The sequence below is a fragment of the Roseofilum sp. KMC-1 genome, from assembly GCF_057802075.1.
Window position 1 is genome coordinate 2,235,965 of the sequence record NZ_CM173605.1, and the last position, 12,228, is coordinate 2,248,192.

General features: G+C 45.1%; 8 protein-coding genes. 4 read left to right on the forward strand and 4 right to left on the reverse strand.

Annotation, left to right across the window (positions count from 1 at the left end; translation table 11 throughout):
• Positions 1-21: 21 nt before the first annotated feature.
• Positions 22-843, reverse strand: a complete 822-nt coding sequence (locus AC3FZD_RS10440) for an acyl-CoA desaturase (protein ID WP_488740062.1) — start codon at positions 841-843, stop codon at positions 22-24.
• An 81-nt stretch (positions 844-924) separates the two neighbouring features.
• Here AC3FZD_RS10440 and AC3FZD_RS10445 point away from each other — a divergent pair, with 81 nt between their 5' ends.
• Positions 925-2,160, forward strand: a complete 1,236-nt coding sequence (locus AC3FZD_RS10445) for a methionine gamma-lyase family protein (protein ID WP_488740063.1) — start codon at positions 925-927, stop codon at positions 2,158-2,160.
• 51 nt (positions 2,161-2,211) lie between these two features.
• On the opposite strand, the gene AC3FZD_RS10450 is transcribed toward AC3FZD_RS10445, so the two are convergent.
• Positions 2,212-4,617, reverse strand: coding sequence for a calcium-binding protein (locus tag AC3FZD_RS10450; RefSeq protein ID WP_488740064.1), 2,406 nt, complete (start codon positions 4,615-4,617; stop codon positions 2,212-2,214).
• Between the two features lie 617 nt (positions 4,618-5,234).
• Here AC3FZD_RS10450 and AC3FZD_RS10455 point away from each other — a divergent pair.
• On the forward strand, positions 5,235-8,147 hold the full coding sequence (locus tag AC3FZD_RS10455) for an EAL domain-containing protein (RefSeq protein WP_488740065.1): 2,913 nt from the start codon (positions 5,235-5,237) through the stop codon (positions 8,145-8,147).
• Here AC3FZD_RS10455 and AC3FZD_RS10460 read toward each other — a convergent pair.
• Entirely contained in the window at positions 8,122-9,759 is a 1,638-nt protein-coding gene (locus AC3FZD_RS10460; RefSeq protein WP_488740066.1) for a Ppx/GppA phosphatase family protein, read from the reverse strand. The two genes, AC3FZD_RS10455 and AC3FZD_RS10460, sit on opposite strands and share 26 nt — an antisense overlap.
• A 66-nt stretch (positions 9,760-9,825) precedes the next feature.
• On the opposite strand from AC3FZD_RS10460, the gene AC3FZD_RS10465 reads away from it, so the two are divergent.
• Positions 9,826-10,131, forward strand: coding sequence for a Dabb family protein (locus tag AC3FZD_RS10465; protein WP_488740067.1), 306 nt, complete (start codon positions 9,826-9,828; stop codon positions 10,129-10,131).
• A gap of 62 nt (positions 10,132-10,193) precedes the next feature.
• Entirely contained in the window at positions 10,194-11,642 is a 1,449-nt protein-coding gene (locus tag AC3FZD_RS10470) for a RecQ family ATP-dependent DNA helicase (RefSeq protein ID WP_488740068.1), read from the forward strand.
• Positions 11,643-11,663: 21 nt separating this feature from the next.
• Here AC3FZD_RS10470 and AC3FZD_RS10475 read toward each other — a convergent pair whose 3' ends face one another.
• The gene (locus AC3FZD_RS10475; RefSeq protein ID WP_488740069.1) at positions 11,664-12,224 is read right to left on the reverse strand and encodes a YdcF family protein; all 561 of its coding nucleotides are present in this window, start codon (positions 12,222-12,224) and stop codon (positions 11,664-11,666) included.
• Positions 12,225-12,228 lie beyond the last annotated feature (4 nt).

Consider the following 12,228-nt stretch of genomic DNA (forward strand, 5'->3'; position numbering starts at 1 on the left):
AGCCATTAATTTCTTAATCAGCTATTGGCTCGATTTCGGCTCTAGCTTAATGTTAGTCGCTAATCCCAAAATCTCAAGTAGTCGGATAGTCATCCAAGTCAGATCGAATTCCCACCATTGCAAACCATGACGGGCTGAATATTGATAGGCATGATGGTTATTGTGCCATCCTTCACCATAGGTAACCAGGGCAACCCACCAGCAATTTTTGGAGTGGTCATGACTTTCATGGCTCACATAACCAAACTTATGGGTGGCACTATTGACAAACCAAGTGCAATGGAAGACAACGGCCAAGCGGACAAATATGGGCCAAACAACGAAGGGCCAACCGCCGAGGAAATATAATAGGAGGCCAAAGGCAACTTGGATGAGGACAAAATTCTTTTGTAAAAACCGGTATACAGGGTCATCTCCAATATCTTTGGTAAACCGGGGGACTTCACTGCGTTTGGGGATAGTATGTAAAAGCCATCCCATATGACTCCACCAGAACCCAGCATTAGAATCATGGGGATCGGCTTCAGTGTCTGAGTAAAGATGGTGCATCCGATGGAGTCCAACCCAATCGAGTACGCCTCCTTGACAGGCTAAACTCCCACAAAAAATGAAGAAGTATTCTAACCATTTGGGAGTTTGAAAGCTTCGATGGCTGACTAAGCGGTGAAATCCTAGGGTAATTCCTAATCCACCGGTAACCCAATGGAGGACTAGAGCTAATCCGATGGCCGACCAACTAAAGTTACTAGGAAGGAAGGCAAATAAGGCTGCTAGGTGAATTAATAGGAAGTAGCTGATGTTCACCCAATCTAGGGGATATTTATTGGTTGTTGCAACACTCATGCAGTAATCTCAATCTATAAACAATGCAGGTTATCCTGCCGTTTGGAACGATCGCGCCCCTTTATCCATTGGTAGAGACAGATGAATCCCATAGAACAGATCCAAGAGGCACAACATGCACTCGCCCCTACTTTTTCTAGCGTGGATGCTCAAATTAAGCATAATCTCCGAAAAGTTTTGCAGGCTTTTCGATCGCAGAAGGTGGGGGTACATCATTTTTCTAGTGTAACGGGTTATGGTCATAATGACTTAGGGCGGGAAACCTTCGATCGAGTTTTGGCTGAGGTGATGGGAGCGGAAAGGGCGATCGCCCGCGTGCAGTTGGTGTCGGGAACCCATGCGATCGCCTGTGCGCTGTTTGGGGTATTGCGTCCGGGGGATGAGCTACTCTCGGTTGCGGGCGCTCCCTATGACACCCTGGAGGAGGTGATTGGACTGCGGGGTGAGGGGGCAGGATCGCTGATGGAGTATGGGATTACCTATCGGCAGTTGGAGTTAACGTCAACTGGTGAAATGGATTGGGATGCTTTAGGGCAAGGGGTGAAACCTCAGACGCGGATGGTGTTGATTCAGCGCTCTTGCGGCTATTCTTGGCGATCGAGTTTGTCAATTGCGGATATTGCTCAGATTGTGGAGAGTGTCAAGGGGCAAAATCCGAATACGGTCTGTTTTGTGGATAACTGCTATGGGGAGTTTGTGGAAGACCGGGAACCGACGGAAGTGGGTGCGGATTTGATGGCGGGGTCGCTGATTAAGAATCCAGGGGGAACCCTGATGACGGCGGGGGGGTATCTAGCGGGTCGTTCTGACCTCGTAGAGCGGGCTGCTTGCCGCTTGACTGCCCCTGGAATTGGCAGTACGGGAGGGGCAACGTTTGACCAGCATCGCCTCTTATATCAGGGTTTATTCTTGGCTCCGCAGATGGTGGGGGAAGCTTTGAAGGGGAATTATTTGGTGGGGTATGTGTTCGATCGCCTGGGATATGCGGTCAATCCGGCTCCTTTGGCTGCGCGACGGGATCTGATTCAGGCTATTCGTTTGGGTTCGCCGGAGAAGTTAAAGAGGTTTTGCCGGGCGATCCAACAGTTTTCTCCTGTGGGTTCCTATCTCGATCCGGTTCCGGGGGAGATGCCGGGATATGAGAGCGAGTTGGTGATGGCTGGGGGGACGTTTATTGATGGCAGTACCTCCGAGTTGTCTGCCGATGGGCCGTTGCGGGAACCCTATGTGGTGTTTTGTCAGGGGGGAACCCATTGGACGCATGTGGCTATTGCGCTGGAGGAGGCGATTGCGGCTGTAGAGTCTATCAAAGACTAAAAAAGAGTAGGGGCGAAAAATTTTTCTGCCCCTACCCAGGTGAATCAGAACTTAAATCAATCCATTCGGCAGTTCAACCGAGACAAATGTCAACTGTTGCAACGTGAATTGACCCGTTAGAACACCCAGCACTTGGTTGGTTCCGGTAATACTCAACACCGTACTATTCCCTTGAGTCGTCACTGTCAAACCAGCCGGAGTCAAGTTACCGGTTAAGCCAATAGCATCAACTCCAACTTGGTAATCACTGATAATATCCGCTTGGGCAACCGTGGCAGCAGCCGTACCTCTACGGAGGACAAACAGATCGTTACCTGCTCCACCGATTAAGATATCTGTACCCGCATCGCCACTCAGGACATCATTACCATCGCCCCCATTGAGCAAGTCATCGCCCTGGCCGCCGAATCCGGTATCGTTACCTGTACCACCAGTTAGGGTATCATTGCCGCGATCGCCCATCAACGAATCATCACCAGCATCCCCGTTGACCGCATCATTTCCTTGACCGCCAAACGCAGTATCATTACCCTGGCCGCCAAACACCTGGTCATTCCCGATATTGCCATTAATAAAATCATTACCGGTATTACCATTGATAAAGTCATCACCATCTAACCCCTGGATCTGGTCATTACCCCCTAATCCTTGAATCTGGTCGTTACCAGTTGTGCCTTGTAGAGCATCATTTCCAGCCGTTCCCGTAGTCTGTCCAGGAGTTGGGGTTGGGGTTGGGGTTGGCGTAGGACTGGGACTGCTCGATGGAGGAGCCACAGGATCTCCGCCACCACCCGTTCCAGGAGTGGGTGTTGGAGCAGGATTAGGACTTGGAGCAGGATTAGGATTAGGACTTGGAGCAGGAGCTGGCGTTGGGAATGCAGCCAGAATAGCCGCACTCGTCAAAGTGCCAATTGTCTCAATTACACCCGTACCACCAGCCGTACCTTCAGTCGTTGAGAAGTAGTTTTGAATCTCCAGATCGTCAGCCGCATTAAACTTACCATCATTATTGAGGTCAACAATTAAGCTCGTAGTGTTAGTTTGACGGAAAACTCCCACCTTACCAGCAGCCAAAGCCGTATCTGGGGTCTTGTTAATCTCTAGGGTGGTATTAGTGGGCAGGGTCAATGTCAATTTATCGGCAGTACCCCCAGCATCATTAATCTTGCTGCCTTTTGCATTATTGTTTGCATTCGTCGCATTGAGAGTATAAGTATCACTCTCAAGTCCAGCTTGCAGGTTTAAAGACCCAGTGGCTCCCCCAGTAATCGTATCAGCTTGTGCAGAACCGAGGACTACTTCAATATTAGTGAAAGTGTAAGTTGTTCCACCACCGGTGGCTGTACCTGCTCCTGCGGTGCTTCCAAGAGTAACAGTAAAGCCAACTGTAGCTTTGGCAAAGGAGATCCAGTCTGTATCAGCAGCGCCTCCATTAAAGGTTGAACTCGCATCATCTCCGTTGATTGCTAAAGTATCGTTGCCAGCGTCACCTGAGAGAAAATTGGATCCAGTACCTCCCTCTAGGTAGTCATTACCCTCTCCACCAAAAAGGTTGTCATTTTCTGTTCCTCCCAATAGGCTGTCATTACCGGCTTCTCCTTCGAGTCTGTCAGCGCCTTCATCACCGATAATCGTGTCATCACCGGCTCCTCCTTGCATGACTTGGTCATTGCCAGCCCCACCCTTAAGAGAGTCGTTGCCTTCTCCTCCTAGAAGTTGGTCATTATTGCCCTGTCCAACCAGAGTATCATTGCCAGTACCACCCCTTAATATACTGTCTGCTGTACCACCTGTAAGGCTATCATCTCCTCCTTCACCTTCTAGGGTATCAACGCCTTGACCACCAATGCCAGTATCATTACCATCACCACCATTGAGAAAGTCGTTACCCTCTCTTCCATCCATATAATCGGCTTCAGTTCCCCCTAAAATAGTGTCATTACCTACTCCTGAGATAAGGGAATCTTCTCCAGCATCCCCTTGGAGAGTATCATTGCCGTCATTACCAATTAGAGTGTCTTTGCCAATGCCACCCACTAAGGAATCATTGTCTATACCCCCATCAAGGGAATCATCCCCATCATTACCCACAAGAGTATCATTACCATTACCCCCATCAAGGAAATCATTACCTGCTCCTCCTAGAAGTTGGTCTGTGCCATCACCACCAAGCAGAGTATCGTTATCTTCATCTCCCAGAAGTTGGTCGTCACCGGACTCTCCATCTAAGAAATCATTCCCGGCTCCTCCGGTTCCCGTGTCATTGCCTGTACCTCCAAGGATATTATCGTTGCCTGCGCCTCCTTGAAGATTGTCGTTGCCATCTCCACCATTGAGGAAATCTACACCACCTAATCCTTGTAGGACATCATTACCACCTAAGCCTGTGATAATGTCATTCTGCTCTGTTCCTTGCAGGTTGTCATTGCCGTTATTAGTTCCTTGGATAAATGCCATAATTGCTGTACTCCAGAGAGTTTACTTAAGATCGGATTCTAGAAGACAAATGCTAAGTTGGCTAGTGATGGTCATGCAATAGGCCAATCTAGCCTTTTCATATTACCTCTACATTGCCAGAGCTACAGACTCATTTATATTCATTCCAGATTATTTTTGCCCATCAGACGGATCGACATCAAAGCTAAATGATCGATGGTAGCAGATTTTATAGAAGTTGGGTAGGTTAGATATACAGGATGTAAAAAACCAAGGCTTTTTGTGGGCAAGAGATCTATCTAAAAGATCGCTCTTAATTCGAGGATAGTGAGTTAAAAAAATCGGTCAGTGAAAACTCGCATGTTTTTAGTGAAATTACTAAAAAACTTCATCTGAATTGATGTAAAGCCATAAAATTTAAGTATTTATCCTGATAAAATATGAAGATTTTGTGAATTAGGCTAAAATCATATCATGTGTAACAAAAATTATCGTCTGTATGGATTAAGATAAAAGTTTATCGTCTAAAACTCAAGGATTTTGGTGAGCTAATCAGTAATCTACCTGGATAGGTAATGGGAGGCTGTGGTTAGATCGTGGTGGGTATAAAAGACAGTAAGCTGAATCATGGAATGTTTATGAGTTATATTTTACGGTTACTGGGGATTACGGCGATCGCCTCCTCGATCAGTATTCTCACTCAATTTAGCTTTTCAAATAGTCAAGAGATCGATAGGAGAGTGACTCAGGGTGGGAACCCATCAACCCAATCAACCTTACTCGACAATAGAAGCGATCGCACCATTCCTATATTCCTTGTGGGTTTAGGACTGAGCAGTTTTATTTTGATCGCCAAAACATTGAAGAACAATCAAAGCAAGAGTATCATTGAGTCTTTTGAAGAGGCATCGAGTCCAGCCGATTCTCAAGATTTTAATCATATTTTATTAGAAGCTAATCCAGCTTTTTTTGTAGCGATTGGCATGGATGGAAAAGTTAAGAAATGCAACCAAGCAATGCTAGATATTTTAGGATATAAAGAAGAAGAAGCGATCGGTTTAGACTATCTCTCTTACTTTGTACCTGAAGCAGATCGGGCTGCATTATCTCCAGTATTCGAGCATCATTGCCATTCCCTAGAACCCACTTGTACCCAAAATCGTATATTAACGAAACAAGGCGAAGAAATTTTAGTAGAGTGGCATGGCCGTTCTATTGCTAATCCAGAAACTCATAAAATAGAATACTTCTTTGGCTTAGGTATCGATATTACCGATCGTCAACGTCGAGACACAGAAATCCATCTTCTTTATCAACTTACGCAAGCAGTTAGTAAATCTAAAAATTTTGATTGCGCGTTGGCAGTTACTATGGAACTGATTTGTGAAGCAACAAGTTGGGATATTGCTGAAGCGTGGATACCTTCGACTCAAAAGCAAGAGCTAGTCTGTAGTCCAGTTTGGTATCAACAAAGTCAAATTCCTCCAGAAATATCTAAAAAAATTCAACAGTTTAGAGGAGTGAGCGAGCAACTTACCTTTGCTCCTAATGTGGGTTTGCCGGGTCGAGTTTGGAGTTCACAACAAACTGAATGGATTTTTGATGTTTCGCAAGAATCTAGTGATTTATTTCTGCGAAATAAGGTAGCTTCAGAATCTGGAATAAAAGCGGGATTTGGCGTACCTATTTTAGCTAACAACCATGTTTTAGCAGTGTTAGTTTTCTTTAGAAGAAAACCTCAAGAAAAAGACCCAAAACTGATGGAATTAGTGGCTTCTGTGGCGATGCAACTGGGATCGGTGTTTGAGTCAAAGCAAGCGGAAGCAAAATATCGGAGCATTTTTGAGAATTCTATGGAAGGGATTTTTCAAACGACTCCTGAAGGCAGAATGATTGGTGCTAATCCCGCTTTGGCTAAAATTTATGGCTATGAATCGGCGGAAGATTTGATTGAAAATATGGCAGATGTAGAGCATCAATTGTATGTTCACCCAGAAAGTCGGCAAGAATTTAGACGGTTATTACAAGAGAAGGGATTTTTATCTCAGTTTGAAGCAGAAATTCATCGTCGAGATGGCAGTGTTATTTGGATTTCAGAACGGGCTAGAGCTGTTCAAGATAATCACGGCAAGTTATTGTATTATGAGGGATCTGTAGTTGATATTACAGAACGAAAACAGCAAGAAAAAAAACTGCGTTATTATGCTTCCCATGATTCGCTAACGGGGTTAATTAATCGGGCTTATTTTCTGAAGGCTTTAGCCAAGGCGAATGCTCGATATCATGACAATCCCAACTATCGATTTGCGGTTTTATTTATTGATTTAGATGGGTTCAAAAGTATTAATGATAGCATGGGTCATTGGGTGGGAGATTTGCTGTTAATTGCGATCGCCTGGACTCTAAGACAGTGTATCAGCGAACACGACACTATCGCCCGATTAGGGGGAGATGAATTTACGATTTTGGTGGAAAACCAGGATTATCTCCCAAATGTAATTAATATTGCTAATCGCATTCACGAAAACTTGCAACAACCCTTTAAGTTAGGGGGTCATGATTTGTTTATGCAGGCGAGTATTGGTATTGCTTATAACTTGCCTGAGAACCAGGATGTGGATGATGTTCTCCGCAATGCTGATATTGCCATGTATCGAGCTAAGAAACAGGGTAAAAATTGTACTGTTGTGTTTGATTGGGCTATGCGCCAAGAAGCGATGGAGCGAATGCAAATTGAAACGGATCTGCGTTTATTACTCTATCCAGAAAATAAGAAACATTTGCATCCCGGAGAATTCTATGTCTATTATCAACCGATTGTGGCGTTAGGAACGGGTAAAATTGCTGGGTTTGAATCCTTAATTCGATGGTATCATCCGGAGAGAGGATTTGTTTCGCCTGCGGTATTTATCCCTGTTGCTGAAGAGTCAGGTTTAATTGGAGCGATTGGGGAATGGGTATTATTAGAAAGTTGTCGGCAATTAAAACAGTGGCAAACAGAATTTCCTGATTTTTCCCGTTTAAAGATTAGTGTGAATTTATCAAGTCGTCAGTTAACGCCGAGGTTATGCGATCGCATTGATTGGATTTTAGCCCAAGCTGACTTACCAGGTAAATACTTGAAGCTAGAGATTACAGAAACCGCGATTATGGAAGATCCCGAAAGTGCAATCGCCATTTTCCACGAACTAAAAAAACGCAAAATTCAACTTTCTATTGATGATTTTGGCACGGGATACTGTTCTTTAGCGTACCTACATCGTTTCCCAGTGGATACCCTGAAAGTCGATCGCTCTTTCGTGCAAAAAATGTCTCAATGGGGAGAAAATGCTGAAATTGTCCATACCATTATTGCTCTTGCTCATAGTTTAGGTATGGAAACCATTGCTGAAGGGATTGAAACCATGGCTCAGATGCAGCAACTTCGAGGTTTAAATTGCACGTTTGGTCAAGGTTTCTTTTTCTCTAAACCCTTAGATTCTGAAAGTGCCACTCGACTTTTAAAGGAAAAAAAGCGCTTTTCAATTAACTCAAGCCTGCACGTACTTTAACCCCATATTCTGACTCAAAGACATCTTTTTTATCTTGAATACTCCAAAGTTCTAATTCACAATTGTCCTGTTCATGGGCTGGCTTAAGTTTCAAGTATAATTCTTTGGTGGAAGGGTTGTAATGACAGGTAAATGACTGAACAGCGCCAATTTGTCTGCGATCTAAAGCGACGGCTAATCGTAAAAAGGGACTGACTTGACTAACTAACTGGCGATCGCTCTTATGCATCAAGTTGGTATAATTTTCATGCTTTTTCTTGGGGGCACTTTTGCGATGATAGCGGGCAATATTAGCAATAATCTCTACTTCATTTTCCGTATATCCCAGTAATTCTCCATGGCGAATTAAATAATAGGAATGTTTATGATGAGCTGCATGGGACACATACACCCCACAGTTATGTAAAATGGTGGCGACATAGAGCAGTTCTCGCTCTGAATTTCCCCAATAATGGAGAATTCCTTGGGTTTGATCGAACAGATGCACGGCAAAATTAGCCATGCGCTGGCTCGATTCTAAATTCACCTGATATTTCTGGGCAACTTTAAGGACACTGCGATAGCGAACTTGACTTTGATATTCTAATTTATCGCCGATTAAACCATGGGTGAGCATCCAGTCTACAATAATACCTTCGCGCAGGGCACGCTCACAAATCACCAGAGAATTCATCCCCAATAACTCCATAGCTTCCTGGAGAATTAAAGCACCCGCAATAATAATTTCCGAGCGTTTTTCTGACATTCCTGGAATTTGGGCCCGATCGCTCTCTGGTAACTTCCGCAAACGCTCAATGATTTTTTGTAAGTTTTTAAACTTTAACTCGTAACCGGTTAAGGGAGTTGGTTCCATGCCTAACTCTTGCCAAGCATCGATGCAAGCTAAGGTTTCAATGGTTCCAGATGTACCCACTAATCGGGGAGTTTCCCCCGGTTGCAGATAACTTTGCAACTCTTCAACTGCTCGTTCTAACCGTCCTCGGATATAAGCTTTGAGATAATTAAACTCGTAATCGCTAATCGGATCGCTAGTCACAAACTCTGTCGTTAATCGTACCGCTCCTACCTTCGTACTACTCAGAGACCGAGGTTCTTGGCCATTCCCTAAAATTAACTCCGTTGATCCTCCCCCAATATCAATCAAGGTATGGGGAAGACCCTGAAAGTCCATGCCAGAAAGCACTCCCAGATAGATTCGTCGCGCTTCTTCGGGGCCAGAAATTAGATTAACTTCTAAGCCAATTTCCGATTTAATCTGTTTGAGAAAATCCCGGCCGTTGGGCGCTTCTCGCACAGCACTGGTAGCGACTGCGACAATCTGATCCACCTGTAAACTTTTAGCGATCTGTAAAAAACGGCGAAATGCAGCGATCGCCCTCTCCATGATCTCCACTTTCAGCTCCCCTGTTTTCGGGTCGCGATCGCCCAAACGCACCGTTTCCTTTTCCCGGTCAATAATCGTAAACGCGGGGAGTGTCGGATCGATGCGAACTACCACCATATGCACAGAATTAGTTCCCACATCGATCGCCGCTAAAATCTGGGGCGTTTCTGGTTTCGGAAACGTCGGAGTCTGAATCAGGGTTGAGGACTGGGAGAAAGTATTAACCATGATGCTATATCGGCCTAAGCTTTACGATCCAGGGTATCTTTAAAAGGGACTCAATTCACCCTTTCTATGATTGAACATATTGTCTTATTTCAATTTCAACCCGATACCTCACCGGAAGCGCTCTCTGCACTCCTAACCGGACTTAGGGCATTAAAAGGCAAAATTCCCCAAATTTTAGCCCTATCCTGCGGCGAAAATTTCTGCGATCGCGCCCAAGGATTTACCCATGGCTTAGTTGCTCGCTTCCAAGATATCTCCAGCCTAAAAGCCTATCAAGATCATCCCGCCCATCAAGAAGTGGTACAAACACTCATTAAGCCCATTGCTGCTAACATTTTAGCCATGGATTATGAGATTCCAGAGGAGGGGTAGATGGGGGGATGGGGAGATGGGGGAATGGGGGAATGGGGGAATGGGGGAGAGGGCACGATCTCATGGAAGAGGGCAAAACCATGGAATTTGAGCAAGTTCGGACAGCATTTCAAGAAATTTGGGGATATGAAAATTTTCGCTATCCCCAAGGGGAAATCATTCAGACCTTATTGCAACAGCAAGATGCTCTTGTCGTCATGCCCACCGGTGGCGGAAAATCCATCTGTTTTCAACTGCCTGCCCTATTACAAAATGGTGTAACCTTAGTTGTTTCCCCCTTAGTGGCACTAATGGAAAATCAGGTACAAGAACTGCGCCAACGCCACCTCAAAGCCGCCTCTATCCATAGCGAACAACCCACCTATATTCGCAAACGAGTCTTCCAACAGCTTGAAGAGCAACAACTAAGATTACTCTATCTCTCTCCAGAAACGTTGCTTAGTCCCCCCATTTGGGAGCGACTCTGTTCACCTAAAATTCGCATTAATGGACTAATTTTAGATGAAGCCCATTGTTTAGTGCAATGGGGGGAAACCTTTCGCCCAGCCTATCGCCGATTAGGAGCCGTTCGTTCTGCCCTATTAACGCATAAACCTAGGGGCACAAAATTGGCGATCGCCGCTTTTACCGCTACCGCCGATCTCCATACCCAATCCATTCTCAAACAAGTCTTAGATCTCCAAGATCCGCAAACTTTTCTTCTCAATCCCTATCGGGAAAATCTCCATTTAAGCGTTAAAATTGCCTGGTCACCCAGGGGGCGCAAAAACCAAATTTTGCAATTTCTCAAACGCACCAAAGGGCAAACCGGATTAATCTATGTTCGCACCCGTAAAGATAGCGAAATGCTCTCTCAATGGCTTCAGCAGCACCAATTAACCACGGCTGCTTATCATGCAGGTTTAACTCCAGAGCAACGACGGACGATTGAAAATCAATGGTTTGAAGAACAAGTACAAGCTGTTGTCTGTACCTCTGCCTTTGGTATGGGAATTAATAAACCCAATGTGCGCTGGGTGATGCATTTCCATCCCCCCCTGCTCCTCTCTGAGTATATGCAAGAAGTGGGCAGAGCGGGACGAGATGGACAACCAGCACGAGCAATTACCTTAATCAGCGAACCGACGGGATGGCTCGATTCTGGGGATAAACAAAGACAAAACTATTTTATCGGCCAAGAGCGATCGCTCCAACAACTGGCTCAAAACCTCACCCATACCCTACCCCCCCAAGGCGATTTACGTCAGATCAGCCAATCCCATCCCCAAGCTGCTCTAGCTTTATCCGTGCTGCATAGTCAGGGAAAGCTCCAATGGAACAGTCCCTTTCACTATCAAATCCTGTCGAGTGCCCCATCAAGTGACTTCGACAATAACCAAGCCATAAAAAAGATGCAGCGTTATTTGATAACCTGTAGCTGTCGCTGGAAATTCTTACTGCAAGCCTTTGGATTTAAGGTAGCAGACAATTATCGATGTTTAAACTGCGATCGCTGCCAAAGCAAAAAGTAATCTGTAGGGGCGGGTTATTGTCTAATTGATCCACTCTTTCCAACTCGATCCCGTTTTCCCCGTCATCACCCATAAAACTGATCTTGCCCCATCCCGCACCACCTTTTCCATCGGTTCCGGTTCCCGTCCAGAAGGCACAGATAACGGTTTATACTCAATTCCTTGACTGCCAAACACAATTTGACCAATCACCTGAGCGCGGGGCATATGATCGTCTGAAGTAATTAAATAAACACTATCAATTCCCCTTGCCTTAAACTCATCTACCAAAGTCGTAAAATTCGTCACCGTATCCACCGCTTCATAATCTAAATGGAGCCGCTCCAAACTAATCCCCGCTTCCATGAACAGCCATTGAGCGTATTCGGGATTACTGCCTCCAGAAATCCAAACATCCAAATTACTATGTTTGCGGGCAAAATCAGCCGCAAACTGTTCCCGCACCACCGAACCCCCTAAGACTAAAATTGCGTCCGGTTCTTGGAAATAACTCTTAATCACTTTGTAGCTCAACGAGAGCATACCTAACAAGAGAGCCAATTTCCAAAACCATTTTTTCTGCTGATGACGAGCTTTAAGCATAGAC

What these genes read in the sequence shown, in the direction of transcription:
- AC3FZD_RS10450 (WP_488740064.1), bottom strand. Translation starts at nt 4,617, where the DNA reads ATGGCATTTATCCAAGGAACTAATAACGGCAATGACAACCTGCAAGGA.
- AC3FZD_RS10445 (WP_488740063.1), top strand. Translation starts at nt 925, where the DNA reads ATGAATCCCATAGAACAGATCCAAGAGGCACAACATGCACTCGCCCCT.
- AC3FZD_RS10440 (WP_488740062.1), bottom strand. Translation starts at nt 843, where the DNA reads ATGAGTGTTGCAACAACCAATAAATATCCCCTAGATTGGGTGAACATC.
- AC3FZD_RS10455 (WP_488740065.1), top strand. Translation starts at nt 5,235, where the DNA reads ATGAGTTATATTTTACGGTTACTGGGGATTACGGCGATCGCCTCCTCG.
- AC3FZD_RS10465 (WP_488740067.1), top strand. Translation starts at nt 9,826, where the DNA reads ATGATTGAACATATTGTCTTATTTCAATTTCAACCCGATACCTCACCG.
- AC3FZD_RS10475 (WP_488740069.1), bottom strand. Translation starts at nt 12,224, where the DNA reads ATGCTTAAAGCTCGTCATCAGCAGAAAAAATGGTTTTGGAAATTGGCT.
- AC3FZD_RS10460 (WP_488740066.1), bottom strand. Translation starts at nt 9,759, where the DNA reads ATGGTTAATACTTTCTCCCAGTCCTCAACCCTGATTCAGACTCCGACG.
- AC3FZD_RS10470 (WP_488740068.1), top strand. Translation starts at nt 10,194, where the DNA reads ATGGAAGAGGGCAAAACCATGGAATTTGAGCAAGTTCGGACAGCATTT.